Source organism: Flavobacterium hiemivividum (assembly GCF_004349145.1).
Taxonomy (GTDB): domain Bacteria; phylum Bacteroidota; class Bacteroidia; order Flavobacteriales; family Flavobacteriaceae; genus Flavobacterium; species Flavobacterium hiemivividum.
Map to the genome: position 1 here is coordinate 128,568 of NZ_SMFO01000007.1, position 25,297 is coordinate 153,864.

Genomic DNA, 25,297 nt, shown 5'->3' on the forward strand with positions numbered 1-25,297 from the left:
TTAATTGATTATATTTTAAAGAAGACTTCTTCAAATGGAACTCTAAATCGTTCTCCATAAACGCCAGATTCTTCTCGTATTCCGCAACCAATGATCATGTTAATTTCAGCTGCAGGCGGCAAATTTAATATTTTTTTTATTCTTAAGGAATCAAAACCTTCCATTGGGCAGGTATCATAATTTATGGCTGCCATACTTATCATAAAATTTTGTGCGGCTAGTGCAGCGCTTTTTTGCGCAACAATTCGCATATCACTTAGTCTGGCTTCTCTATATATGGGTTTGAATATTCCAATGATTTGAAAAGCAAGAAACTTTAGTGCGCCCAGAATTCCTATGAAATCAAAATAGAGAGTAGGTACAATCTTTTGATAATAGTTTAAGGCAAATTTTTCCCTTTTCGAATAATCTGCAGTTGATTTATCACCAAACTGCGATTTTAAGAAAGCAATATTTGATTCTACTCTTTTCTTCCATAAATCTTTTCTAGCGACAACAATCACCATTTGGCTTGCGGTTTTTGCCGCATTTTGATTAAAACTAGCCGTTGTAATTTGTTCTAAAACTTTAGGAGTAGTAATTTGATAGAATTCCCAAAGTTGCATATTACTACTCGTTGGTGCGAGTGTAGCTAAGCGGATGCATTCTTTTACTTTATCATCATCGAGAGCTTCGCTTTTAAAAACACGCACAGAGCGCCTATATTTTATGGCTTCGCTGACTGATCTCTCGTTAACTATATCCATTTCAATAATTTCTTGATTGTGGCTAATTTGTCTTTGTAAGGAGCGTAACGCATGGGTAAATCTAGCCAATTTGCTTTTTTTACAATTGATTTCTTATGTGAAAAAACATCAAAACTTAGGGAACCATGATAAGCACCAATCCCACTATGACCCACGCCGCCAAAAGGCAGTCTTTTATTCGAAAAATGAACTACAGTATCATTTATACAACCTCCTCCAAAAGAGTAATCTTGAATAATTTGTTTTGCAAATGCAGTATTATCTGTAAATATATACAGAGACAATGGCTTTTCATATTTTGAAATCACGGTCTGCAAGTCGGCATCACTCGAATATTCGAGAATGGGTAACAATGGACCAAATATTTCATCTTTCATAATCAGGCTGTCGATATCTGACTCGTCAATAAGTGTTGGAGCGATATAACAGTCTGACTCATTTGTTTGACCACCAAAAATGACTTTTTCATGGTCAATCATTTCTGTTAAGCGTTGCCAATTTTTAGTATTGACAATTCTGGCATAATCAGGAGATTGTTCTGGTTTATCGCTATAGGCAGCGGTTATTTCCTCTTTTAAATAGCCAATAAACTTAGTTTTCATATCCTTTTGAACCAAGATATAGTCAGGAGCAATACACGTTTGCCCTGCATTTATAAATTTCCCCCAAACTATTCTTTTAGCAGCGAGTTTTAAATTGGCGGTTTCGTCAACAATACATGGATTTTTACCACCAAGTTCTAATGTAACTGGAGTAAGATGTTCTGCTGCTGCCTTTGCTACTATTTTTCCAACAGGGACACTTCCCGTAAAAAAGATATAATCCCAGCGTTGCGAAAGTAAATTTTTGGACACATCCACACCGCCTTGAACAACTTCTACATGATTGACTTGGAATGTCATTGCAATTATTTTTGCAATAATTGTTGAAGTATTTGGTGTTAACTCAGACGGTTTAAGTACCACTTGATTTCCTGCAGCCACTGCCGATACCAAAGGGCAAAGAGCCAATTGAAACGGATAATTCCAAGGAGCAATTATCAGAACTTTACCATAAGGTTCTTTATAAATATAATCTGTGGAGGGAAAATTAAGTAAGGATGGAAAAACTTTCTTTGGCTTTGCCCACGAACTCAAATTCTTGATTGTGTCTTTTAATTCCGAAATAACATAGTTGGTTTCTGTGAGCACCGCTTCAAAAGCGGGCTTCTTAAAATCATCATAAAGTGCTTTAATAATCTCATCTTCATGAACTATAATGGTATTGAGTAGCTTTATTAAAGTCTCTTTTCTAAAATCAATATTAGTTTTATAGTTCATTATAAATTTGGATAAATAAATTACATGCAAGTTAATTCTTAAATTCTAAAAATGATTCTTTATTCAACTTAATTTATAGTGCATTCCAGATTACTTCATTTGGTACTGGGGCAGTTATCGATAATACATCTTTAGTGACTGGGTGAATAAATACTAATTTCCGAGCATGCAAGTGAATACCGCCATCAGGATTACTGCGATCAAAACCGTATTTTAAATCTCCTTTTATTGGAGAACCTATTGCCGATAATTGCGCTCTAATTTGATGGTGTCTTCCAGTATGTAGATTGATTTCTAAAGCGAAATAATTGTTTAATTCTTTAAAAATGGTATAATCCAAGCTCGCTAATTTACTGTCAGGAACTTCTTTTATATGCGCTTTTGAAGTATTATTTTTCTCGTTTCGTTTAATATAATGAACTAATTTATCTGTCGAGTTCGCTGGTTTGTTTTTTACAATTGCCCAATAGGTTTTTTGCGTTTCTCTGTTTTTGAATAATTCATTCAAACGAGTTAATGCTTTACTTGTTCGAGCAAAAACTACAATTCCAGTTGTGGGTCTGTCTAAACGGTGTACCACACCTAGGAAAACTTCAGCGGGCTTGTTGTATTTTTCTTTGATATATTCTTTTACGACTTCAGAAAGTGGCTTGTCTCCTGTTTTATCTCCTTGAACGATGTCGCCCACACGCTTGTTTACCACAATAATATGGTTGTCTTCATGAAGAACTTGAAGGTTATTCTTGTTTGATATTTCTTTCATTAGCTAATGCTGTTCCTTCATTGGAATACAAAAAAAAGGAATTTTTAAAATTGGTTGCCAGCTATACGCTGTTACTACTTAAAATTTTCTTTCTAGTTCTTAATATTGTTCCTTTTCGTTAGGGAAGTCACTTGATTTTACATCGGCAACGTACTGACCAATCGCGGTTGTCATTCCTTCATATAAATTCATGTACCTCCTTAAGAAGCGAGGACTAAATTCATTGTTCATCCCTAACATGTCATGAATAACAAGTACTTGCCCGTCAACGCCACCTCCAGCACCAATTCCTATTACTGGGATCGAAATACTTTTGGCTACTTTTTCAGCTAAATGTGCTGGTATTTTTTCTAATACCAAAGCAAAACAACCTAGCCTTTCCAGCAATTGAGCATCTTCAACTAATTTGTCTGCTTCTTCTTCTTCTTTGGCACGAACAGTATAGGTCCCAAATTTATAAATTGATTGCGGTGTTAAACCCAAATGTCCCATTACTGGAATACCGGCGTTTAATATTTTTTTTATTGACTCTTTAATTTCTTTTCCGCCTTCTAGTTTTACGGCATGTCCACCGCTTTCCTTCATGATTCTGATCGAAGATCGTAAGGCTTCTTTTGGGTCAGACTGATAACTTCCAAAAGGTAAATCTACCACAACTAAGGCTCTTTCTATTGCTCTAACAACGGAAGAAGCGTGATATATCATTTGGTCTAAAGTAATAGGCAGCGTTGTTTCATGACCAGCCATCACATTGGAAGCAGAATCACCTACAAGAATAACATCAATACCGGCTTGGTCCACAATTTTGGCCATGGTGAAATCATAAGCGGTAAGCATAGAGATTTTTTCCCCATTAGCTTTCATTTCGATCAATGACTTAGTGGTAATTCTTTTGTAATCTTTTTTTGCGACAGACATAGTTATGTTTTTATGAGTTGTAAAAGTAATAAAACAAATGCATACCCAATAAAAAAATGGATTCGACTTTCATCGAATCCATTTTTCAAAAATTTGTATTGAGTGAAATAGTGTTTTTAGATCTGTAAAAGACGTCTAAAATGCAATTACGATAGAAGTTTTCGATTGCATTTTCTAAATTATCAGAGACGATGGTAACTGCTTCAACTTTCTAAACTTCAGTACTATCTAAGAATTTTATTAATTGCTGTAATGAAATCTTCAACAGACTCGGTATTGGTATCTATCGCCACGCTCTTGTCGTTATAGGGCTGATACATTTTTATATTGTCACGAGAAAAAAGTCCCACTGTAGGCGTTTTTGATGCACTAGCAAGATGCATAATTCCACTGTCTGCACCTATAAACACTTCGGTATTTGCGATTAACGCTCCTATTTCTCGAACGTCTTTACTATAAAATGTTGGTGCTTTGAAACCTATTTGCGATACATTCTCAACAGGTAAAACTTCAATAATATTGTAATCTGGATATTCTGCTAGCAATAGATCATAAAACGGTGCCCACCATGCTTCTGAATAGCATTTGTCTGCAGTTGCAAAAGTAAAGATGGCAATGGTCTTTTTGTCGTTTGGTACAATGCTCTGCAATATCTTTTTGGCTTCAGCAAGTTCTGAATCGCTTAGTTTTAAGTCTAAGTTAGGAACAGCGCTGTTGTTTTCCTTAAATCCAAGTTTAGTCAAATAGTGTCTGAAATTATAGACTGGATATTTAGCAATGTGCTCATAATCGTTGTGTTTTTGTTGAATAGCATCAACATCATCGCCAAAAAACTTGTATTTTGAATTCACAAATTGAGCAGATAATCTTCCAGACGAAGAGTTTTCGACTACATTAATGACAATGTCATAACTATACTTCTTTAGAGACAACCATCCTTTTACGTATTTTGTAATCTCTTTAAAGGGCTTTCGAGGAAGTCTAATTATTCGGTTTATGTTTGTATAATTTTCGAATATAATAGGGGCTAAACCACCGTTCACGAATAAGTCTATTTCACAATCTGGAAAAGTGGCAATAACGTCTTGCACGAGCGGAGTGATCAACAATTGGTTTCCTAATCGGGGGTTTGGTCTGCAAATTAGAATTTTTTTAAACTTCACTTTTGACAAATCAACGTTTTTATCAAATTGTGAAGTACCAACGTTTTTAGTAAGCTTACGCATTAATTGACGTCTTAACGCGTTAATATTTGTTTTCAAACTCATGATTTATATAGAATTTATTTTGATCTGTATTTTAATTCAACTTCAAATTTTTGCTTAACTTTTGCAAAACTGTTTTCAAAGGAACGATTTTTTTTTAAATCCGATAGTAGTATGACGTTTCTTTAGACAAAAATACATCGAGCTACGCTATCGCTTGTTTTAAATGGCATGAGAATTGTATCAATCGAGCAGATTGTATTACTGTGCTACAATTGTAAAAAACAAAAACCATGAAGTATATTGTCTCAATGTTGTTGTTGTCTGGTGCTATCTATTCTCAAGAACAGGTTTTTAATGTGCAACGCTATTGTGTTGACGAAGCTCCTTTTAGGACTGGGGAATGTGATGTTTCGGGAAATGAATATTCCTTTGTGTTTCTCGATAGAAAAAAGAATGATGTGGTTTTCTTTTTTACCAATATGAAATTGAAATATAAAATTATAAAGTCTGTGGTCTATGCTCCAGATCCTAATTACATGCTTTATTCCTTGCAAAATGAGAAAGGCACTGTTGATATGAAAATTAACAATCAGAACACGAAGATGGAGTTCTTATATCCCAACAACCATATTTATTTGACTGTGGGTAAATCAACTAAGTTGTAATAACTCCTAAAAAAAACAAACCATCCGCTTATTTGACGATAAAAGGATGGTTTTTATATTTAGACGATATATTAATTCTTTATACAGTCGCTGGATAATATTTTTTTCGAAACCAAAAAGCAACATTTACCAAAGCAATTAATGCTGGAACTTCTACTAACGGTCCTATAACGCCAGCAAAAGCCTGGCCGCTGTTGATTCCAAATACGCCGATGGCAACCGCAATCGCTAACTCAAAGTTGTTCCCCGTTGCGGTAAATGCAATTGCAGTACTTTTAGAATAATCGGCACCGAAGTATTTCCCAACCATAAAACTCAGCACAAACATCATAGTGAAGTAGATTACTAGAGGAATGGCGATTCGAACCACATCCATCGGAATTTGAACAATCAATTCTCCTTTTAAACTAAACATGATTACAATCGTGAATAACAAAGCGATAAGAGTAATGGGTGAGATAAAAGGCACGTACTTATTCTGGAACCATTCTTCTCCTTTTAAATGTATTAAAGCATATCTACTTATGATTCCCAATGCAAATGGAATTCCTAAATAGATTCCGACGCTTTCTGCGATTTGAGCAATACTAATATTGATATCAAAAGCAGTAAAACCAAAATAGGGTGGAAGCACCGTAATAAAAACATAGGCATAAACACTATACAATACCACTTGAAAAATACTGTTTAAGGCAATTAGTCCGGCTGCGTATTCCCGATTTCCATCGGCAAGATCATTCCAAACGACTACCATAGCAATGCAACGCGCTAAGCCAATAAGAATGACACCAACCATGTATTCAGGATAGTCCTTCAAAAAAAGTAGTGCTAGGACAAACATTAAAATTGGACCAAGAACCCAATTCAGGAATAAGGAAGCGCCTAAAACTTTTGTATTTTTAAAGACTTCGCCCATTTGTTCGTATTTCACTTTTGCTAAGGGCGGATACATCATCAGGATAAGCCCAATTGCCAAAGGAATATTGGTGGTTCCAGAGGAAAACGAATTGATGAAATTTGAGCTTGAAGGAATGAAGTTTCCAATAGCAACGCCTATTGCCATGGCAAGGAATATCCAAAGGGTTAAATAACTATCTAGAAATCCCAGTTTTTTTCGGTTTAATGCGGGAGTGCAATTATTGGCAGACATATTATAAATTTATTTGTGAGAAGACGTAAAAAAGCGCTGTAGCAATTTGAGTGCTTCTTTCTTTGTATTTTTCTTCCTGTTGTGGAGTGTTGTCAAATGCCTTTGGATCTTCGAAGGTGATTGCGATTCGTTTTTCGGCACCAGCAATAAAAGGACAACCACCATCTGCTTGTGAGCAAGTCAATATCGCTGCAAAATCGGAAAGCGGGTTGAAATAATCATCATAGGTTTTAGAAAAACAGATAATTGGATGTTCATTAGCTGCATATTTTATGCTGTAAACCGGATTCGTTCCTTCAGAAAGAGTTGCAACTTGAAACCCTGTTTGCTTTAATGTTTTTGCAACCACAGGAAACAATGCAGTAGCTTCAGTTCCTCCCGAATAGCAAAAAACATTTTTCACATTGAAATGTGCCGCTGCTGTTTGTGCCCAAACTTGAGATAAATGGCTTCTTCTTGAATTGTGGGTACATATAAAGTTGAGTCGGATTTCTTGCTCCTTATTTACTTTCTCTTGTATAAAATTGATAAGTGGTAGTAGTATAGCTTTACGCTCGGGCGAAATAGTTTCAAATTGAAAGGCACGAATTTCATTTACTATCGAAGGGAATATCCCAGCATTTGATTGGATCATTTGTAGAGTGGATTTTAGTTAACAACAGCCTCCTCCAGGAGTGCAGCTACTTGATTGATTTGGAATTTCAGACAGCTTTATTTTTTGCTTTTCCTGCGGGATTCCACAGGCATCTTCTGCTAAACAGGCCGTTTGTTTGTTTACTAAAACAAAATCCTTTCCTTTAAAACCTAAATCGTATTTCCCAATCGTTTCTGCTTGGTATTCTACTTCAATTTCGTAATCTTCAATGCCTAAAACTTTTTCAGAAAGTGTGATAATATCCAATAGTTTCTTTGGTTTTAAACGGTGTTCAAAATCATTGGCATCCCACAACTGGAAGTTTACAACAGTTTCATTTCGTACTTTTCCACCGCAGTCGATGAAGTTTTTGGTAATTAAACCTACTTCAGTCACGTGAAAATGTTCTGGAACATAAGCGCCGTTTGGTAACTGAAAAGTTACATTTTCTAATGTGCTGAGTTGTTTTTTAATTTCTGATAATTTCATATTCTTATAATTTAATAATTAACAACATTGATTTTTTCTGTTTTCTAAATAAGTATCTACATGTTGAAGAAAGCCTCTTATTTTATTGAAGCCCACTTCGTCAAGGCAATAGCAAATAGCATTTCCTTCAAAACTACCTTTTATGAGTCCAGCGTTTTTTAATTCCTTCAAATGCTGGGATACCGTAGGTTGTGCCAGTGGTAATTCGTTTACAATGTCACCACAAACACAGCTGTTTACTTTTATGAGGTGCTGTATAATAGCAATACGAGCAGGATGTCCAATAGCTTTAGCTAAGATTGCCAACTCATTTTGATCTTCGGTAAAATGTTCTGTTTTAGTAATTCCCATTGTGATATATTTATATTGCAATATTACGATATACTGAAATAAAAAACTAATGTTAGCGTAATTATTTTTACAAATCAATGAAACTAGTATGAGGTAGAGTAACGCGCAAATGAAATTGGCAGAACGTAGCCGTATTTTTTTATCGAATTAAGGACTATAGCTTAAAGGCTTATTTTGGGATAGCATGAAAGCCCACAGATTTTACTGCATTCTCAATGTCTTTTATTGAAACGATTTTATTAGTGTATATCGTAAACTCTCTTGGAAATATTTCGATGTTCAAGACAATATCATTAATTCCCTCTAGTTTAAGTAGTCTAGTTTTAATTTCGATTAGCTCGTTTTCTTTCATCGCATTAGTCCCAAAAACTTTACCGTGAATTCCTGGAATTACATTTTCTGTTAGTAAGCTCATGATTTTACAATTTTAAGATTAATATAAAAAACACATGATAATTAAACACGTTTTGTGTAGTTTAAATTTAGTCATTTATTTGGATATAAACTTTAAAAGGAGGAACACTTTTTTATTTTCATCTCTAATAATTATTTGAATAGATGAACGGAGTTAAATCTTTAGAATAAAAAATTTAGAGCGATTGAATTGCTTAATCATCAGGGTTTGAATAAAAAAAAACAGTAACTTAGTGTGTTGTTTATTAATTAGTTAAATCCTTTGAAAAGATGAAAAAGCAAGATAAAAATTCAGACACTAAATCTTCTAAAGCAGAACAAGTAAATAAAGATGAAATAGCAGATTCTTTAAACTATCCACCAAGCGAAGATATTTACAATCAATTACACAAAGAGATTGATATCAATCCAGCTGATATTACTAAAAATAAGATTCCGGTTGAAATTAATAATCGAAGCGAACTAAATCAGAAAGATTTTGAGGAAGACATGGCGGGCGGAGATTTAGACATTCCCGGTGCAGAGTTAGACGATGCACAGGAGGAAGTAGGGAGTGAAGATGAAGAAAATAACCATTACAGCATTGGCGGTGATAACCACAATAATTTGGAAGAAGACAATGGATAGCTACTTTTTTATTTCACCTAATCTGGACTATAAGCATTGCTTAAAGCAAATAATGATCTTTTTTTAATGAATGTTGCTATAAGTATACAATGCAAAAAGTATTAATATCAACGTAATTGCAATTAAATTGATAAGGATTATAATACTACTTTTAAACAAGGAAACGAGGAATTTTTCTCCATAAAAACGACGATGTGCTGGAAAAAAATAATAAATCATCCAAAATATCCCTACAGTTCTTAAAGTAAAATGAATCCATTCGACTGCTGGGCTTTTTCCAAATAAAGGTAGTAATTTATCAATAAAAAATAGGGTTAAGATTAGTAAAAGTAGAAAGGAGAAATAATGTAAAGTAAAGATACCACTGTCAAAGTAAAACCACTTTTTCTTATCGTGAAAAAGCCATAAAACTAAAGCAAAAACAGGCATATACATAAATAATAACTTGGGTAAATTATAGGCAAATGAGTTTGTGAACTTTTCTACGATTTCCTCATTTGTGTTTTCTTGTTTTACGGCCAGCCACTTTCTAAGAAACCAATATTCAGTGTCGCTTACTTTTACTTCGGCGCTACCATGTTTTTGGATAGAGTCTAATTCCGTCAAGGATTTATAGCCAAAATCCGCTACTTCTTTCTTAATAACGGAATCAGTTGTAGGAGTACTATCGATTTTAATAATGCTCGTGGTTTGTTTTAAGATTTTTTTTATGGTGTCATTATTCTGTTGCGACAGCAAGCCCACTTTTGTTAATCCATCGACGCTTTTCTCTTCGATATGTAAAGAATCTATGGTGGGAATTACTACTTGCTCCTTTATTGCTGTAGGTTCTAAGACTACTTCTTCTGGATGATCAGGAAACAAAGAAATCAACAAAAAAGTAACAAAACTGATGAATATATAGAGTCGTATTGGAGCTAAAAAAGACAAACGCTTTCCTGACATATAGGCTTTAGTCAAGGCGGCTGGTTTGAAAAATAAATAAATAATTGTTCGCCAAAACGCATTGTCATAATGGGTTAAATCTTCGAAAAAATGAATAAAGATATGATGAAAAGATTTACGACTTAGGGTGTTTTCCTGTCCGCAATTAGGACAATATCGTTGATCGACAACATGATTGCAATTGAGGCAGGTTTTATCTAAACGTAGTTTTACTTTTGACATAGGTATTTAGTGGGGAACAGTTCAAGTTTGTAAATTTATTGTATTTTGGGTTTGTTTTTTTATTATTTCTATAAGATTTAACATGCTCTATAAGTAAAAACTCGCACTATAACTTGATTGGTAGTTTATATTTACGATACTTTGTCTGAAAATTGCGTTTTAGTTTAAAAGCTTAATGCAGCTGCAGTTAAAGTTTCCTGAATCAGGGCTTAAAGCTGTTTTTAAATTATTTGAGAATCAGGAATTTTATTGTCAGCAAACCGATTTTGCTCCGTCATTTTAACCGTGAATTGCCTGATGAATTATTTTTCACTGTTAATAGCTTTAGGTTTAAGACAGATCAATGTACACTTTGGTTTTTGGCTGTAGCCAAAAAAGACAATTTTAATGTAAGGGAAATAGTAATCTTCAATTCAAGATTGTATTTTTGATAACAATCTAAAAAAATGACATAATGGAAAAAACATATTACGACCCCGCTGACCTTAAAAAATTTGGTAAAATAAGTGATTGGAATGAAGAACTAGGAAGTAAATTCTTTGATTATTACGGAAAAGTTTTCGAAGAAGGAAGTCTGTCAGCCCGTGAAAAATCACTGATTGCTTTAGCCGTTTCTCATACCGTTCAATGCCCTTATTGTATTGATGCTTACACTGGAGACGGATTAAAAAGAGGAATTACCAAAGAAGAAATGATGGAAGCTGTGCATGTAGCTGCAGCAATAAGAGGTGGAGCAACACTTGTTCACAGTGTTCAAATGATGAATAAGTACGATAAATTATCGATGTAATTAAATAGTTTTAACTGAAATACAATGACCTTAAAATCACTTCACGGTATAAAAAGTGCACTTTCTAAAACAGAAAAACAATTAGAAATTCTTTCGACAGGTATTTTTGAAGATGGTAGTTTGCCTACTTTTTCTGAAAAGATAAAATCATCAAATCAATTCCCTATACGACCAAAAAAAATTGAGATTCTGCAACTTAATGTAGGCTATATGTGCAACCAAGTTTGTGCGCATTGCCATGTTGATGCAGGTCCGGACCGTAAAGAGATTATGACTGTTGAAACCATGCAACAGTGCCTTGATGTCATAAAAAATACCGGCGTTCATACTTTAGACTTAACAGGCGGAGCACCAGAAATGAATCCAAATTTTAGATGGTTTGTAGAAGAAGCTTCAAAACTAGGAGTTCAGGATTTTATAGTGCGTTCTAATTTGACGATTATTTTAGCCAATAAGAAATACCATGATTTGCCAGAGTTTTTTGCTAAACACAACATCCATGTGATTTCCTCTTTACCTTTTTACAAAAGAGAGAAGACTGATAAACAGCGTGGTGATGGTGTTTTTGATAAATCGATTACGGCATTACAAATGTTAAATGAAGTTGGCTACGGAAAACCAAATAGCAACTTGAAATTGGATTTGGTTTACAACCCTTCGGGAGCTTTTTTACCAACAGATCAAAAAGCGCTGGAACACGATTTTAAGAAAGCATTAAAAGAAGATTTCGATATTGATTTCCATTCACTTTTTGCCATTACAAACTTACCTATCAGTCGATTTTTAGATTATTTAATAGCATCTGATAATTATGAAGATTATATGTATGCTTTAGTAGAGGCTTTTAATCCTGATGCGGTGGCTAATGTGATGTGTACCAATACCATTTCGGTAAGTTATGACGGCTGGCTTTATGACTGCGACTTCAATCAAATGTTAGGGCTAAAAGTGGCTTCCAAAGAAAATCATATTTCTCTTTTTAACGAACAGCGCTTAACCAATAGAACCATATTAATCTCACAGCATTGTTATGGCTGTACAGCAGGTGCGGGCAGTAGTTGTCAGGGCACCGTTACATAATATACTTTTTTACAAATATGAATATAGAAACAATAGATACCACAGTAGATTTTTTAAAGGGAAAAGGATTTTTATCGCCAGAAATAGGGATTGTATTAGGAACAGGTTTAGGACAATTAGTAAGTCATATCAATATTGAAGCGGAGATTAATTATAGTGATATTCCAAATTTTCCAGTTTCGACAGTTGAATTTCACTCCGGAAAATTGCTGTTTGGAACAATAGAAAATAAAAAAGTAGTAGTAATGCAAGGGCGTTTTCATTTGTATGAAGGCTATACCTTGCAAGAAATCACCTTTCCAATAAGAGTTTTAAATGGCTTGGGAATTACCAAATTATTTATTTCGAATGCGGCAGGTGCGATCAATTTAAATTATAAAAAAGGAGATTTAATGCTGCTGGACGATCATATCAATTTACAAGGAGGTTCACCTTTGGCATTTGCAACGGTAGCTGATTTTGGAGACAGATTCACAGATATGTGCGCGCCCTATGATGAAGATTTAAATGCTAAAATTTTGGCTGTAGCCAAAGAAAATACGATAACGCTTCACAAAGGAGTCTATGCCGCAGTGGTGGGACCACAATTAGAAACCCGAGCGGAATACCGATATTTAAAAGTGATAGGTGCGGATGCCGTTGGGATGAGCACCGTTCCAGAAGTTATCGTTGCTAATCATTTGAGTTTGCCAGTTATCGCGGTTTCGGTTTTAACGGACGAATGCGATCCTGATAATTTAAAACCAGTAAATATTCCGGAAATTATTGCGATTGCAGGAAAGGCTGAGCCCAAGATGATTACCCTTTTTAAGACTTTGATACAAAAGCTGGATTAATTGTTTATTAAAAAATACCATAAACTATGAGCTACTTAGATGCTACTAACGATTTATATAAAAATGCAGCCTTAACTCCTGATGTAGGACTTTGCTGCACAACAACACCAATTTGGAAATTCCCAGGTTTGGAGATTCCAATGATTATGCAAGAAATGAACTATGGCTGCGGAAGTACCATATCAGCTCAAGACTTAATTAATAACCCTAAAATTCTTTACGTAGGTGTTGGCGGTGGAATGGAGTTATTACAATTTTCTTATTTTTCTAGACAAAAAGGAGGAGTAATAGGAGTGGATGTAGTTGATGAAATGCTGGAAGCCTCTCGTAAGAATTTCATCCTTGCTGAAGAGCAAAACGATTGGTTTAAAAGTGAGTTTGTAGAGCTAAAAAAAGGGGATGCTTTAAATCTACCAATTGATGACGAAACTATCGATGTAGCCGCACAAAATTGTCTTTTTAACATCTTTAAATCCGAAGATTTAAACAAAGCACTAAAAGAAATGTATCGTGTATTAAAGCCACATGGCCGTTTGGTTATGAGTGACCCTACATGTGAGCAAGAAATGAATGAAACCTTGCGAAATGATGATCATTTAAGAGCCTTGTGTTTAAGCGGAAGTATTCCAATTGCAGAATATATCAAAGCATTGACAGATGTAGGTTTTGGAACAATTGAAATTCGTGGTCGTAGACCGTACAGAATATTAGATCCAGAAAACTATTCTACAGAGGAACTTATTTTTATAGAGAGTATAGAAGTATGCGCTATCAAAGACCCAATGCCGGCTGATGGTCCCTGTGTATTTACAGGTAAAGCCGCTATTTATTTTGGAAAAGAAGACCATTTTGATGACCAAAAGGGGCATTTTTTGTTAAAGAATCAGCCGTTGGCAGTTTGTGATAAAACGGCAGGAGCATTAGCTAGTCTAGAAAGAAAGGATATTTACATTAGCGAAAGTACTTTTCATTATAACGGTGGAGGTTGTTGTTAATAATTATTTTGAAAGAATTGATTACCGAATTTTATTTTTTAAAGATGAGTTGAAAAACTAACAAACTTTTAAGAATTGTTTAAAAACCACAACAGCTAAACTGTCGTATATTAGTTTAAAACCATTAAGATTATGAAAAATAAAATAGCAGGGTATGTATTAGTTTTATTTACAATAGTGAGTTGTAATTCTAATGCACAAACTAAGAAGTTGGCGTTAGAACCTAAAAAAGGAAAAGCCATTGCAGTTTTTGCTTCTGGCTGCTTTTGGTGCACTGAACACGTTTTTGAAGCTGTAGTAGGAGTTGACGAAGCAGTTTCTGGCTACGCTGGTGGATCTATAAAAAATCCTTCCTATGAACAAGTAGGAACTAACAGAACGGGTCATGCAGAATCAATAGCGGTTTATTACGATCCGAAAATTGTTTCTTTCAAGGAATTAGTAAATGTATTTTTTGCGTCTCAAGACCCTACAACTCCCAATCAGCAGGGACCAGATAAAGGCTCTTCGTACCGTTCGATAGCTTTTTATCGAAATGCAGCAGAGAAGCAAATAATTGAGAATAAAATTAAAGAACTTACTGCCAATAAAGTATTTGCAAATCCGATTGTGACAGAGGTAAAACCCTTAACTGATTTTTATGAGGCAGAAGAATATCACCAAAATTATGTGAAACTAAACCCTAATCAACCTTATGTAAAAGGAGTTTCTGTACCTAGATACAACAAATTCAAAAAAATATATAAAGGAAAATTAAAACCTAAATCATAAAAATCATGAAAATATACCAACAAATGCTAGCACTGCCATTTATTGCAATTAGTTTTATGGCGTGCATGCAAGTAAGTAAAAGTGATAAAGCAGTCACTGCAATGGAAACAACTGCGCAACAACAACCCATATTATCACTGACAGATACTTCATTGAAAAAAGTGGTAAAAACGGATGCTGAATGGAAGAAAATCTTGACGGAGAATCAATATTATGTTCTTAGAAAAAAAGGTACGGAGCGCCCTTTTCAAAATGAATTTAATAACAATCATAAAAAGGGACATTATTTTTGTGCAGCTTGTAAATTGCCTTTGTTTGACTCCAAAACAAAATTTAATTCAGGTACTGGATGGCCAAGTTTTTATGATGTAATTAATCCAAATAGGGTAAAAGAAGTTGTTGATAAAAGTTTAGGGATGGTGCGTGGAGAAATTGTATGTGCACGCTGTGATGGACATATAGGGCACCTTTTTGACGATGGACCTAATCCCACGGGACTAAGATACTGTATGAATTCCGCAGCGATGTTATTCAAAGAATCGAAATAATGGTTGGTTAATTATTTGTTCAAAAAAAGGGCGTTGGTTTAATTTTAAACTAACGCCCTTTTTAGTTTTTATCAAACTGGATTATTCGGTATAAGCCGTAACTAATTGCTCTGCCATTGCTAGAATATCATTAGCCACAAAATCCGGCTTTTTGGATAAACTGTATAATGCTTGTCCTTCACGAGCTATAAAACCAGTTGCTAATCCAGCATGTGAAGCACCAGCTAGATCCCAAGCATGTGCCGCAATCATTAGCATCTCTTCAGGTTTTACAGCTAGTTTTTCTGCTGCCCAAAAATAAGTTTCTTTGGCTGGCTTGTATTTTCCTATAGTGTCAATACTTAAGGCTTGCTCAAAATATGTCGTTAAATTAGAGTTTTTTAACTGTTCATTTAAAGCACTTTCTGGAGAGTTAGTTAGGGTTATTATCCGGAAACCATTTTCTTTTAAAAGTTGCAAGCCTTTAATAACATCAGGATAGGTTTGTAGTGATTTAATAACCGATAAAGTTTCTTTAATTTTCTCTTCCGTTACTTTTTTATGCATTGACGTCGCTGTCATTTCCAGTGTTGCAGCTGCAATAGTAGTGAAATTATGATATTCATTAATGCTGTTTGAAACTGTGGAATAATGTAAGAGCATCCCAAACCAGATGCGGAATCCTTGCTCTTCGCTCAAAAGTATATTAACTGCTTTTTTCAGAGGAGTCATATCGAGTAAGGTCTCGTTTACATCAAAAACAAGTACGGGTTTTATTTTCTGTATTGTCATTATTTAATTTTATATTATTGGTACCATTTTTTTATGGTTTCCAGGGCAGGTTTGTCTTGCGGTGTGTAATCTACACTATTTTTATTCTCCTTATGATAATCATCGGCATACCATTTCCAGGCGAAACCTCCGGCAAACCAGGCTTTTTTTGTTAAGGTTTGAAATAGGGATTCATAGGCATTGGCTTGCGCTAAATTATTAATGTTTTTTTGATTTTCAGTCCAGGGTTCTTTGGCTGCTTGGTCTGAGTTTCGGTAACCAAACTCTGTAAACAGTATCTTCTTCTTTGTTTTGGCGTGAAGCTTCTCCATTTTTAGAATGTGTTGCAGCCATGCTTCATTAAGATCGGCTACTGCTGGTGTTGTAGCATCAGACAATGGGAAATAGGCGTCAATCCCGATGTAATCCAACTCATTCCAAAAAGGAAATTTATCAAAATCATCCCAGTTTGCGGCATAGGTAAGTTTTCCGCTATAGATTCTTTTGATTTTCTGGATTAGCTGTGACCAGTATTCTGGTCGTTTTGCTACAGCATTCCCTAATTCAGTACCAAAACAAAAAAGTTCTATTTTTTCTTTTTGCGCAAGTTGGGCAAAATCAAGAATATACTTCTCATAATCAGCTTCCCATTTTTCCCACTCGGCATGAGTTAAAAAATCCAAGTCACCGGTGTAGAAATTATGATTTACCCAAAGATGAGGTTTTAGCATTACAGCCATTTTATAATCATGGGCTAGTTGATTACTGGCGATAATTCCTTCTGTTCTTTCGCCCCACCATTGTCTTTTATTATTATAGTGAACAGAGGCATTTTCGACATCCACAAAAGCATAGGGAATTAAAGAAACCGAGTTGATATGATGCGCTTTTAATTCGTCGAACGTCGTGCTTTTTAATTCCTTGATAGGCGCGACCAAGTTCATGCCTTTGTATTCTAATTTAGCTACAGCAGCGGTTTTGAAGGTAGTGTTGAAATGATAAAAAGCATATCCACTACCGATTATGAGTAAAAATGCGGCGAGTATAAGAAACGTCTTTTTCATAACAGTAAAGTTACTTATTAAAAAAGAGAATACTAAATTGTATGAAAAATTTAATATTTTTTCTGCTTTTAAAGCAATATTATGAGCTTATCACATTCGTAGGTTAGCGAACTAAAATAGTGCTATGGAAAGATTTCACTCTGCGTAACTTGATGCAAGGATTCTAATTTTTTTCGCCAGATTTTTGTAATTTGTTTTAATATACTTTGTTTTATAAAACTACCTAGGAAGGTGTATTCAAGATACAAGCTCAGACTTACTTCGGTGGTGTTTAAATCTTGCGTATGTAAATTTACGAGGTAATAGAAATTTTTAAGAAAAATAATGCTCTCTGTTGTTTCACCATAAATCAAGCTGTCTTTTGATGGCCTGCTGATGGTTTTAAACTTTAAAGTTCCTAATTTTAAAACACAATTGTGTTCTGTGCCCACTCGGTTGACTTCATTTTCATCAAATTCAACTTTCATAACTTCTTTATCCCAGATATGGCGGTATTTTAATTCACTTAAGTATCGGTAAATCTTTTCTATGTTTGCATTAAATGTTTTATTTATTACTGCGTTAGGAACAGTGAAATCCTCATTTTTATCTACTTCTCGCTCTGCCGTTGCTTGTACTTCGAGTTTTATATTGTCTAAAACCTTGTAGTAATAATTTAAATTACGGGAATCATACATCTCGGTATTTTTTGTCCAACTTTCGATCATATTGTCTTGATAAAGCGCAGACAGACTCTCCGTAAATAAAACATATTCTTGAACGGGTACTTGATTTTTCAGCAATCTATGGATTTGAATGACTTCCATTCCATAAGGTTTAATTATGTTTTTGACTTTAATCATCGTTAGTTCTCCGTAATGCACTAAAAACTTAAGGTTTAAATCGATGGTAGTCTTACAAGAACCACAACTACAAATTCGTTTGAAATCATACTCTTTAGTATGTTTATGAAATTCTTCAAGCATCGTTTTTGTATGCTGCATCAACTCTTTATAAGTTGGAATCTTTGTGGTGAACATGAATAAGGCATCGCCTTCAATTTCTACTAGTTGAAGTTCGAGCATATTGTTGTCTAGTAAAAGCTCTAGCAATTCGGCTATTATATGAATGCTGTGCTCTATTTCTGTATCATTTACAAATTTTGAAAAGCCACTTATATCTGGCATAAAATACAGTGCTTCAGCCATTATAATTTCTGTTTTATGTTAAGTAGTTGTAATTTAACACTTTATTTAATCGTTTTTGCTTTATTAGATAAATAGTTGAAGGGAAAAGGTAACATTTATTGCTTTTTATTTTAAAGTGTATTTTCGAATCCTTCGATTATTTAATAAGCAGACAGCTAAGCGTCTGGAGCTAGATCTTCGGTAGCTTTTTAAGTAGAAGTTGTGTAAAAAGCCCATAAGTACAGCTCATTGCTAAATTTCATAACTCAAATGCCGAATGCTTTTTTTTCTTCTTTTTTTATTCGCATGAATTAATTCTAGTCTTTATTCTATGCTAATAAATTGACTTTTTTTACACCCTCGTTTTTCATAAATTATAAAAGCGAAAACTATTATATATTCTAAAGCGATGAGCCAGAAGTTCTCTTTGAATTCAGGATTCATATAAGCGCTGTAACTCAAAATCACTGTGAAACTCCATACAATTGGGAATTTGTAATTTGTGAAAACACCAATAAGAATCAGGTTAATTATATACCAAGGATGAACAGTAGTTGAACTTAAAAAATAGAAGGTTAGAACAACAAGAAAACTTTGGAACAAATCAATTGTCGTTTTATTTTTTGGAATAAAGGTTTGATATAATATGAAAAGCACAATGAATACAGGAATAATTTTTCCGGTGATATGAATGATATTGTATCCAGTAATCCAGAAACCTATTTCACGAATGATGTAATAAATACTAGCATTAAACTCAAAATTTGTAAACCACAAACCGATAGTTTCGCTATAATTCTGAATTAATTCATTCGAAAGAAAGGGGAGGAAGAGTAACACATTTACGCCAATAACAATGATGTAAAATAAAACGGCTTTTCTCCAGCCTAAATTTTTAAAAAATAGCGGTAGTAGTAATAACGGTAATAATTTGACAGAGATGGATAATGCTAAAACTACAGCAGCTAATTTCCATTTATTTTGTTCCAATAGATACATTGCCCAAACAAAAAAGAAAAGCATAATTCCTTCAAAATGTAAATTTCCAGTAAGCTCAACAAGTACTAAGGGATTGAGTATATACCAGAAAATACGGTGCTTCTCCATACCTAAACGAACAAGTAATTTACTACCAAAATATAATGTACCAAAATCTGCCGCGATAATCAATAGTCGCATTCCTATTACAGTCCCTAGTATAGATTGATTACTAAAAAATGCTGCAACAGCAAATAAAAATTGGTTAACAGGAGGATAATTAGAATAATGCCTCGCGCTTAGACTTCCCATTCCATTGTATAAATCAGTAGCATTTGGAATAACAAAGTTGCTTTGCTTGATTAAGTCCTTTGGTAACTGTAAATAAGGATTTATATTCTCAAGAATTAGGTTTCCATCCCATATAAACCGAAAATAATCTTGGGATAAATTGGGTAAAGCCACCAGAAAAACCAATCGCAATAGTAGTGCTGTTCCAATTAAAAAAGGAAGATTATCCTTTTGTCGTTTTATAATTTGGTAAAAAGAGACAAACAAAAAACTATAAGATGTCACTAAAAATAGAAATTCGGTGCGATTTAAAACATAAGCGATATAGGCATAAATAAAGAGGCTTAGTATAAGAAAGCCATAGGACTTCAGGTTATTTGAAGTGTTCCAACTCATCTATTAGTTTGTATTGATTTGACAAATACATAGCTAAAACCGACAAAAAGCATTAAATGCAAGGCGATCAAGCTGTAGTCATTCAATAGAAAAGCACTATACATCGCAAAAATGAAGTAGAAGATTAATATTCCTTCAACAATGGTATTTTTTGAAATGGTATTCGAAAGATAAGTGTTCTGTTTCCATTTTTCCTTAAGTCCTTCAATATTTAATTTTGGAGTGCGCACAAATTCACTTTTCTTACCCCATAAACCTTCTAATACCGCTATGGTGTTGTGAAATGAAAAACCCATTGCAATGGTGTAAAAGGTGATAAATAAAGCCATGTATTTTAGAAAGTTCTTGAAACCTCCGCCATGAATACTTTTGTAAGTCGCCCAGTAACTTATAAAAAAGAGAATAGAAGTAATTACAAAAAAGATTAGTAAATCAAAAACTTTTTCAAATACGGCAAACTCATTCTTGATATAGAGCATTGGCACACTTAAAACGGCCATTGTAAAAATCGCCAAGAACATGGTGCTATTCAATAAATGCAACATTCCATGCGCTTTTGTCTTGAATCCAATAGATTCTGACTGTAACACTCGAGCGGCATTTTTGCTAAAATTTTCTGCACCGCCTTTATTCCATCTAAACTGTTGAGAACGCGTGGCACTAATTATTGCAGGCAATTCAGCAGGGGTAACCACACCTTCAAGATATTTAAATTCCCAGTTTTTTAACTGAGCGCGATAACTCAAATCTAAATCTTCGGTGAGTGTATCACTTTCCCAATTTCCTGCTTCTAGGATGCACTGCTTTCTCCATACTCCGGCAGTCCCATTAAAATTAATGAAATGCAATTTAGAATTCCGACCTACTTGTTCTAAAGTGAAGTGGGCGTCTAAAGCAAAAGCCTGAATTTTTGTTAATATCGAATAATTGCGGTTCAAATGTCCCCATCGAGTTTGAACTACTCCAATTTTTGGATTTTTAAAATAAGGAATCGTTTTATAGAGCCAGTCTTTTTGTGGAACAAAATCAGCATCAAAGATCGCGATGAATTCCCCTTTGGCGCTAAGCAAACCTTCCTTCAAAGCGCCTGCTTTAAAGCCCGTTCTATTGCTACGTCTAATATGTTTTATGTCTAGTCCTGATTGTGCAATTTTATGAATCAATGCTTCCGTTTCTGCGACACTTTCATCAGTACTATCGTCAAGAACTTGGATTTCCAATCGATCTTTTGGATATTCCATTTCTGCGATTGTAGTCAATAAACGCTCCACCACATACTTCTCATTATAAATGGGAAGTTGTATGGTGACAAATGGAATTTCACTTGGTTTAGAAAGGTCAAATTGTACAGATTTATCCGTATTTTTTTTACTTTTCAAATAATTCAGTAGTAAGTTAAAATTAGCTAAACTATAGAAAAACAGCAGTAAAATAGAGACGCCGTATAGAATTACAATGATATATGAAAGTTGTAGCATGCTATTATTTAAAGGTGTATTTGAAAATCCATCCTATTATTTTTACTCCAGCCATTACGCTTCCTTTGACAGTTCCGGAGACTTTTGAAACTCCAATTCTATTTTTATAGCGAACAGGAATTTCTAGGTAAGACATTTTTTGTTTTAAAACCTTAAGCTGCATTTCTACAGTCCATCCATAGGTTTTATCTTCCATCTTTAAGGTCAATAACTTTTCATATTTAATGGCTCTAAAAGGGCCTAAATCTGTAAATGTTGCCTTGAAGAAAATTTTCATTAAAGTCGTCGCCAGCCAGTTTCCGAAGATTTGCTGCGGCGTCATCGAATGTTTTTCTCTTAACGATGCCACACGGGAGCCAACAACAAAATCTATATTATTCTCCAGTATCGGAGCAATTATTTTAGTCAATTCTTCAGGATAATCAGAATAATCGCCATCTAAAAATACAACAATATCAGGTTTTATTTCTAGAGTCGAAATGTATTCCATTCCTTTTAGGCACGCATAGCCATACCCTTTTCTGCTTTCTGAAAGTACTGTTGCGCCAGCTTCTGTCGCTACTTTAATGGTATTATCTGTCGAATTGTTACTGATGACAATGACCTCATTAACAGAATTTGGAATTTCTTTAATAACATTGGCAATAGCTTTTTCTTCGTTATAAGCAGGAATAATTACTTTAATGTTTTTCATAGTGTTTTTTGAGTCTTTTAAAAAAAAGACTGATTGCTTGGGCGAAAATAGGGATAATTGTAAAAAGGTCTAGCCTATTTTTGGTTAATTAAATCCATTAAATCAACATCATTCCCTAATAAGATATCATTTGAATTGATTCGGCCTGCTGGAGTGTCATTTTCTAATTTCAATACACCTCTAGGACATACTGCGGCACATATACCACAACCCACACAGGAAGAGCGAACAATGTTTTCTCCTTTTTCGGCATAGCTTCTTACATCAATCCCCATTTCGCAATAGGTAGAACAGTTACCGCATGAGATACACTGACCGCCATTAGTTGTAATTCTGAATTTTGAAAACAAGCGTTGTTGCAATCCTAAGATTGCCGCCATAGGACAACCAAAACGACACCATACTCGATTTCCCATGATAGGATAAAACCCCACACCCACAACACCACTAAAAGCGGCACCAATGGCAAAGCCATACCATTCTCTTAGCGAATTACTATCGATAAAAAGAATGTTTTGATTCCCAGAAAAATAATTAATTAATAATGAAATGATGATAATGGCTACTAATGAAAGCATTGTGTAAACAGCGTCAGTATCTAAATCTTTTCGTTTAAAGATGTACAAGGCCGCTGTAAAAACTACTAGAAAAGCTATAATTCCCCAGATAAATTGGTCTCTTGTAATAAAGCTCATTTCGGGATTATTAGATAAGAAAGTAAAGATAACTGCAATGGTCATTACAAATGAAAATACTAATACGGAGTGAATCATCCATCGTTCAATTTTCCAAGCGATATCAGTTTTACTAGATAGGTGTCTAAAGCTATCTCCAGCTGTTTCAGCCAAACCTCCACAACCACAAACCCAAGAGCAATACCAGCGTTTACCATAAAAATAGGTTAGAATAGGGGAGATAATAAAAATCATCGCAACCCCAAAAATGAGCATGAACATTCCTAAATTGCCTCCTTCAAGCATCGCTTTTAAATGCCAGTCATTGAAGAAATAATAATTTAGTGGCCACATGTTTTTTAAATCCTTTGCGAAATAAGCTTTCTCCGGATTTAATTTTTCGAGTATCTCCGGAATTAAAAAAGCAAAACCCAACTGGAAAAACATCACTGAAATGGTGCGTACTAATTGGTATTTATTGTGTCTGTATTTTAAGATGAACTTATAGCCAAGGCCCAGAATTGCAATGGTATAAAGTGTTCCATATACAAACCATTGGCTAGCCGCTTTTCCATTTAAAATATAACTTAAAGGATCAAAAAAGCCAACTATTCCAGTGCTATTACCGCCAGTTTCATTAAGACCTAAGTATTGCGGAAACCAGTACAAAACAATGTAAAAAGCAGTTAGAATAATACCTACCATCCAAGCCCAACTTCCTTTGTTAGTAAAGTCTCTATGCCATACACCGTTATTTTTTATTCCCTTTGGCTGGTTGAGGTACGTTCTGTTTGCATAGACTACAATTCCGGCAAAAATGGCTACAATCGATCCTGTGAGCCAAATTCCTTTGTTTGGGAAAGAAACATTAAACAGGGCTAGTATCATTATAAAAAGACCAAGCAATCCAAGTGCAATTCCTAATTTCTGGATGCCATCCATCTGCATGTTTTCATGAGACGCGATAGATATATTTTTGATTGATTTACTCATCTTATATTGTTTTTACAGCAACGAATTGGCTACTAAATTGTTTTTGGATTTCGGCGTTGTATGAAGTATAAAACTCTGGATCAAAGTTGGCTTTTTTCAAATTAGCAATTACATAATCAACAGTTTCTTTATTGGTGAGCACTGTGTCAAAAAACTGATGACGCATGCGTATTCCAAAGGTATTGATCCCTAAAAAAGTTCGGTTTGTTTTGTCAAATGAGATTCGAATTGCTTTTTTACCCGACGCATGTTCCCAGTAAAAATGGCCCTCATTTTCTTTTGGCACTGTCCAAACCCAGCCGTAGGTTTGATATTCAATGTCTAAAAACTTAGCCGAATTAAACCAATGTCCCGGTTTATAAGGAGTAGGTGTTCCCGTTAATGTCTGAGCTAAAACTTCGCCCATCATTCGACCTGTGTACCACACAGCTTCTATTGGTCTTCGAAAATCAATGGCTTCATGCTGTTCTGCACAGTCACCAATGGCATAAATATCCTTTATATTCGTTTCTAAGAAACGGTTCACTTTCACTCCTTTTCCTAATTCTACGCCAGAATCTTTTAAGAAATCAATGTTTGGTGATACACCAGCCGTCAACCCTACAATCTCGCAAGCAATAGTCTCTCCTTTATCTGTTACGACTGCTCTGGCGTGTCCTTTTTCATCCGAAAGAATTTCAACCAAATTAGTGTCTAATCTTAAGTCGATATGATGTTCTAAAATATGGCGGTTGATCATCTGGCTTTCGCCAAAAGGCAAAACACCACTCCAGAAGCTTTGTTCCCGAACCAAAAAAGTAACTTGAATATCACGGGAGCGAAGCATTTCGGCTAATTCGATACCAATTAGACCTCCACCTACAATTACAGCACGTTTGGTACTAGGTGCCCAATTCTCTAAAGCTTCTAAATCCTGTTTGTGATAAAGACCAGTTACACCCTGCAAATCTTGTCCTGGCCATCCGTATTTATTGGGTTTTGATCCAGTTGCTAGTACTAGTTTGTCATAGCTTATCTTTTCATTATTTGATAAGACAATTTCTTTGGCGCTAGGCACTACCGCCGTAACCATTCCTTGAACTAGATCAATTTTATTCTTTTTCCAAAAATCATTTTCATAGGATTGGGTGTGTTCAAACTTCATATGCCCCATGAATACATACATTAAAGCGGTGCGCGAAAAGAAAAATTCAGTTTCAGAAGAAACAATAGTAATTTTTGAATCCGATTTTTTTCGAATGTGACGCGCAAGTGTAACGCCGGCAATTCCGTTTCCTATAATGACAATATTTTCCATAAACAATGAATTTGTTTGTTATGTTTTCAATCTAAAGAGGGTCTA

General features: G+C 34.6%; 27 protein-coding genes. 8 read left to right on the top strand and 19 right to left on the bottom strand.

Going from position 1 to position 25,297, the window contains the following annotated elements; translation table 11 throughout:
- Positions 1–8 precede the first annotated feature (8 nt).
- The 5 genes from E0F98_RS10795 to E0F98_RS10815 all read right to left on the bottom strand — a co-directional run bounded on the left by E0F98_RS10795 (position 9) and on the right by E0F98_RS10815 (position 5,014).
- Positions 9–746: a nitroreductase family protein gene (locus tag E0F98_RS10795; RefSeq protein WP_132111307.1), complete on the bottom strand. Its 738-nt coding sequence runs from the start codon at positions 744–746 to the stop codon at positions 9–11.
- Positions 737–2,065: an aldehyde dehydrogenase gene (locus E0F98_RS10800; protein WP_132111309.1), complete on the bottom strand. Its 1,329-nt coding sequence runs from the start codon at positions 2,063–2,065 to the stop codon at positions 737–739. Before E0F98_RS10800 ends, E0F98_RS10795 begins: the two co-directional genes overlap by 10 nt.
- A gap of 73 nt (positions 2,066–2,138) precedes the next feature.
- A complete protein-coding gene (locus tag E0F98_RS10805; RefSeq protein WP_132111311.1) occupies positions 2,139–2,828 on the bottom strand; it encodes an RluA family pseudouridine synthase in 690 nt (229 codons plus the stop codon).
- Positions 2,829–2,927: 99 nt separating this feature from the next.
- Complete coding sequence (gene panB, locus E0F98_RS10810) at positions 2,928–3,746, bottom strand: 3-methyl-2-oxobutanoate hydroxymethyltransferase (RefSeq protein ID WP_132111313.1); 819 nt, start codon at positions 3,744–3,746, stop codon at positions 2,928–2,930.
- A gap of 224 nt (positions 3,747–3,970) precedes the next feature.
- Positions 3,971–5,014, bottom strand: a complete 1,044-nt coding sequence (locus E0F98_RS10815; RefSeq protein WP_132111315.1) for a glycosyltransferase family 9 protein — start codon at positions 5,012–5,014, stop codon at positions 3,971–3,973.
- Positions 5,015–5,244: 230 nt separating this feature from the next.
- Here E0F98_RS10815 and E0F98_RS10820 point away from each other — a divergent pair, with 230 nt between their 5' ends.
- A complete protein-coding gene (locus E0F98_RS10820; protein ID WP_132111317.1) occupies positions 5,245–5,619 on the top strand; it encodes a hypothetical protein in 375 nt (124 codons plus the stop codon).
- Between the two features lie 79 nt (positions 5,620–5,698).
- Here the strand turns inward: E0F98_RS10820 and arsB are convergent, their stop codons facing one another.
- The 5 genes from arsB to E0F98_RS10845 all read right to left on the bottom strand — a co-directional run bounded on the left by arsB (position 5,699) and on the right by E0F98_RS10845 (position 8,658).
- Complete coding sequence (gene arsB / locus E0F98_RS10825; protein ID WP_132111319.1) at positions 5,699–6,769, bottom strand: ACR3 family arsenite efflux transporter; 1,071 nt, start codon at positions 6,767–6,769, stop codon at positions 5,699–5,701.
- A 1-nt stretch (position 6,770) separates the two neighbouring features.
- The gene (locus E0F98_RS10830; protein ID WP_132111321.1) at positions 6,771–7,403 is read right to left on the bottom strand and encodes an arsenate-mycothiol transferase ArsC; all 633 of its coding nucleotides are present in this window, start codon (positions 7,401–7,403) and stop codon (positions 6,771–6,773) included.
- An 18-nt stretch (positions 7,404–7,421) separates the two neighbouring features.
- Complete coding sequence (locus E0F98_RS10835; protein ID WP_132111323.1) at positions 7,422–7,892, bottom strand: DUF6428 family protein; 471 nt, start codon at positions 7,890–7,892, stop codon at positions 7,422–7,424.
- A gap of 18 nt (positions 7,893–7,910) precedes the next feature.
- On the bottom strand, positions 7,911–8,243 hold the full coding sequence (locus E0F98_RS10840) for an ArsR/SmtB family transcription factor (RefSeq protein WP_132111325.1): 333 nt from the start codon (positions 8,241–8,243) through the stop codon (positions 7,911–7,913).
- A 169-nt stretch (positions 8,244–8,412) separates the two neighbouring features.
- Positions 8,413–8,658, bottom strand: a complete 246-nt coding sequence (locus E0F98_RS10845) for a heavy-metal-associated domain-containing protein (protein WP_132111327.1) — start codon at positions 8,656–8,658, stop codon at positions 8,413–8,415.
- A 269-nt stretch (positions 8,659–8,927) separates the two neighbouring features.
- Here E0F98_RS10845 and E0F98_RS10850 point away from each other — a divergent pair, with 269 nt between their 5' ends.
- On the top strand, positions 8,928–9,284 hold the full coding sequence (locus E0F98_RS10850; protein WP_132111329.1) for a hypothetical protein: 357 nt from the start codon (positions 8,928–8,930) through the stop codon (positions 9,282–9,284).
- A 63-nt stretch (positions 9,285–9,347) separates the two neighbouring features.
- Here the strand turns inward: E0F98_RS10850 and E0F98_RS10855 are convergent, their stop codons facing one another.
- Positions 9,348–10,451 (bottom strand): DUF3667 domain-containing protein, encoded by a 1,104-nt coding sequence (locus E0F98_RS10855; protein WP_132111331.1) that lies wholly within the window; start codon positions 10,449–10,451, stop codon positions 9,348–9,350.
- A 454-nt stretch (positions 10,452–10,905) separates the two neighbouring features.
- Between E0F98_RS10855 and E0F98_RS10860 the strand changes: the two genes are divergently transcribed.
- From E0F98_RS10860 to msrB, 6 genes are all read left to right on the top strand, one after another.
- Positions 10,906–11,241, top strand: a complete 336-nt coding sequence (locus E0F98_RS10860; RefSeq protein WP_132111333.1) for an arsenosugar biosynthesis-associated peroxidase-like protein — start codon at positions 10,906–10,908, stop codon at positions 11,239–11,241.
- 24 nt (positions 11,242–11,265) lie between these two features.
- Positions 11,266–12,321, top strand: coding sequence for an arsenosugar biosynthesis radical SAM (seleno)protein ArsS (gene arsS / locus E0F98_RS10865; protein WP_132111335.1), 1,056 nt, complete (start codon positions 11,266–11,268; stop codon positions 12,319–12,321).
- A 17-nt stretch (positions 12,322–12,338) separates the two neighbouring features.
- On the top strand, positions 12,339–13,157 hold the full coding sequence (locus E0F98_RS10870; protein ID WP_132111337.1) for a purine-nucleoside phosphorylase: 819 nt from the start codon (positions 12,339–12,341) through the stop codon (positions 13,155–13,157).
- 26 nt (positions 13,158–13,183) lie between these two features.
- A complete protein-coding gene (arsM, locus tag E0F98_RS10875) occupies positions 13,184–14,152 on the top strand; it encodes an arsenosugar biosynthesis arsenite methyltransferase ArsM (protein ID WP_132111339.1) in 969 nt (322 codons plus the stop codon).
- Between the two features lie 132 nt (positions 14,153–14,284).
- Positions 14,285–14,923 (top strand): peptide-methionine (S)-S-oxide reductase MsrA, encoded by a 639-nt coding sequence (msrA, locus tag E0F98_RS10880; protein WP_132111341.1) that lies wholly within the window; start codon positions 14,285–14,287, stop codon positions 14,921–14,923.
- A gap of 5 nt (positions 14,924–14,928) precedes the next feature.
- Positions 14,929–15,471, top strand: a complete 543-nt coding sequence (gene msrB, locus E0F98_RS10885; protein ID WP_243699233.1) for a peptide-methionine (R)-S-oxide reductase MsrB — start codon at positions 14,929–14,931, stop codon at positions 15,469–15,471.
- 81 nt (positions 15,472–15,552) lie between these two features.
- Here the strand turns inward: msrB and E0F98_RS10890 are convergent, their stop codons facing one another.
- From E0F98_RS10890 to E0F98_RS10925, 8 genes are all read right to left on the bottom strand, one after another.
- The gene (locus E0F98_RS10890; RefSeq protein WP_132111343.1) at positions 15,553–16,242 is read right to left on the bottom strand and encodes a haloacid dehalogenase type II; all 690 of its coding nucleotides are present in this window, start codon (positions 16,240–16,242) and stop codon (positions 15,553–15,555) included.
- 14 nt (positions 16,243–16,256) lie between these two features.
- Positions 16,257–17,285 (bottom strand): glycoside hydrolase family 113, encoded by a 1,029-nt coding sequence (locus E0F98_RS10895; RefSeq protein ID WP_132111345.1) that lies wholly within the window; start codon positions 17,283–17,285, stop codon positions 16,257–16,259.
- A gap of 122 nt (positions 17,286–17,407) precedes the next feature.
- Entirely contained in the window at positions 17,408–18,472 is a 1,065-nt protein-coding gene (locus tag E0F98_RS10900; protein ID WP_132111347.1) for a DUF2652 domain-containing protein, read from the bottom strand.
- Between the two features lie 303 nt (positions 18,473–18,775).
- Positions 18,776–20,116 (bottom strand): glycosyltransferase 87 family protein, encoded by a 1,341-nt coding sequence (locus E0F98_RS10905; RefSeq protein WP_132111349.1) that lies wholly within the window; start codon positions 20,114–20,116, stop codon positions 18,776–18,778.
- Positions 20,113–21,594 (bottom strand): cellulose synthase family protein, encoded by a 1,482-nt coding sequence (locus E0F98_RS10910; RefSeq protein ID WP_132111351.1) that lies wholly within the window; start codon positions 21,592–21,594, stop codon positions 20,113–20,115. Before E0F98_RS10910 ends, E0F98_RS10905 begins: the two co-directional genes overlap by 4 nt.
- Before the next feature lie 4 nt (positions 21,595–21,598).
- A complete protein-coding gene (locus tag E0F98_RS10915) occupies positions 21,599–22,288 on the bottom strand; it encodes a glycosyltransferase family 2 protein (protein WP_132111353.1) in 690 nt (229 codons plus the stop codon).
- A gap of 74 nt (positions 22,289–22,362) precedes the next feature.
- Positions 22,363–23,955, bottom strand: a complete 1,593-nt coding sequence (locus tag E0F98_RS10920; RefSeq protein WP_132111355.1) for a 4Fe-4S binding protein — start codon at positions 23,953–23,955, stop codon at positions 22,363–22,365.
- Position 23,956: 1 nt separating this feature from the next.
- The gene (locus tag E0F98_RS10925; RefSeq protein WP_132111357.1) at positions 23,957–25,252 is read right to left on the bottom strand and encodes an NAD(P)/FAD-dependent oxidoreductase; all 1,296 of its coding nucleotides are present in this window, start codon (positions 25,250–25,252) and stop codon (positions 23,957–23,959) included.
- Positions 25,253–25,297: the final 45 nt, after the last annotated feature.

Bases quoted from the DNA above. Each gene is read 5' to 3' on its own strand.
- E0F98_RS10795 (WP_132111307.1), bottom strand. From the start codon at position 746: ATGGATATAGTTAACGAGAGATCAGTCAGCGAAGCCATAAAATATAGG.
- E0F98_RS10800 (WP_132111309.1), bottom strand. From the start codon at position 2,065: ATGAACTATAAAACTAATATTGATTTTAGAAAAGAGACTTTAATAAAG.
- E0F98_RS10805 (WP_132111311.1), bottom strand. From the start codon at position 2,828: ATGAAAGAAATATCAAACAAGAATAACCTTCAAGTTCTTCATGAAGAC.
- panB (WP_132111313.1), bottom strand. From the start codon at position 3,746: ATGTCTGTCGCAAAAAAAGATTACAAAAGAATTACCACTAAGTCATTG.
- E0F98_RS10815 (WP_132111315.1), bottom strand. From the start codon at position 5,014: ATGAGTTTGAAAACAAATATTAACGCGTTAAGACGTCAATTAATGCGT.
- E0F98_RS10820 (WP_132111317.1), top strand. From the start codon at position 5,245: ATGAAGTATATTGTCTCAATGTTGTTGTTGTCTGGTGCTATCTATTCT.
- arsB (WP_132111319.1), bottom strand. From the start codon at position 6,769: ATGTCTGCCAATAATTGCACTCCCGCATTAAACCGAAAAAAACTGGGA.
- E0F98_RS10830 (WP_132111321.1), bottom strand. From the start codon at position 7,403: ATGATCCAATCAAATGCTGGGATATTCCCTTCGATAGTAAATGAAATT.
- E0F98_RS10835 (WP_132111323.1), bottom strand. From the start codon at position 7,892: ATGAAATTATCAGAAATTAAAAAACAACTCAGCACATTAGAAAATGTA.
- E0F98_RS10840 (WP_132111325.1), bottom strand. From the start codon at position 8,243: ATGGGAATTACTAAAACAGAACATTTTACCGAAGATCAAAATGAGTTG.
- E0F98_RS10845 (WP_132111327.1), bottom strand. From the start codon at position 8,658: ATGAGCTTACTAACAGAAAATGTAATTCCAGGAATTCACGGTAAAGTT.
- E0F98_RS10850 (WP_132111329.1), top strand. From the start codon at position 8,928: ATGAAAAAGCAAGATAAAAATTCAGACACTAAATCTTCTAAAGCAGAA.
- E0F98_RS10855 (WP_132111331.1), bottom strand. From the start codon at position 10,451: ATGTCAAAAGTAAAACTACGTTTAGATAAAACCTGCCTCAATTGCAAT.
- E0F98_RS10860 (WP_132111333.1), top strand. From the start codon at position 10,906: ATGGAAAAAACATATTACGACCCCGCTGACCTTAAAAAATTTGGTAAA.
- arsS (WP_132111335.1), top strand. From the start codon at position 11,266: ATGACCTTAAAATCACTTCACGGTATAAAAAGTGCACTTTCTAAAACA.
- E0F98_RS10870 (WP_132111337.1), top strand. From the start codon at position 12,339: ATGAATATAGAAACAATAGATACCACAGTAGATTTTTTAAAGGGAAAA.
- arsM (WP_132111339.1), top strand. From the start codon at position 13,184: ATGAGCTACTTAGATGCTACTAACGATTTATATAAAAATGCAGCCTTA.
- msrA (WP_132111341.1), top strand. From the start codon at position 14,285: ATGAAAAATAAAATAGCAGGGTATGTATTAGTTTTATTTACAATAGTG.
- msrB (WP_243699233.1), top strand. From the start codon at position 14,929: ATGAAAATATACCAACAAATGCTAGCACTGCCATTTATTGCAATTAGT.
- E0F98_RS10890 (WP_132111343.1), bottom strand. From the start codon at position 16,242: ATGACAATACAGAAAATAAAACCCGTACTTGTTTTTGATGTAAACGAG.
- E0F98_RS10895 (WP_132111345.1), bottom strand. From the start codon at position 17,285: ATGAAAAAGACGTTTCTTATACTCGCCGCATTTTTACTCATAATCGGT.
- E0F98_RS10900 (WP_132111347.1), bottom strand. From the start codon at position 18,472: ATGGCTGAAGCACTGTATTTTATGCCAGATATAAGTGGCTTTTCAAAA.
- E0F98_RS10905 (WP_132111349.1), bottom strand. From the start codon at position 20,116: ATGAGTTGGAACACTTCAAATAACCTGAAGTCCTATGGCTTTCTTATA.
- E0F98_RS10910 (WP_132111351.1), bottom strand. From the start codon at position 21,594: ATGCTACAACTTTCATATATCATTGTAATTCTATACGGCGTCTCTATT.
- E0F98_RS10915 (WP_132111353.1), bottom strand. From the start codon at position 22,288: ATGAAAAACATTAAAGTAATTATTCCTGCTTATAACGAAGAAAAAGCT.
- E0F98_RS10920 (WP_132111355.1), bottom strand. From the start codon at position 23,955: ATGAGTAAATCAATCAAAAATATATCTATCGCGTCTCATGAAAACATG.
- E0F98_RS10925 (WP_132111357.1), bottom strand. From the start codon at position 25,252: ATGGAAAATATTGTCATTATAGGAAACGGAATTGCCGGCGTTACACTT.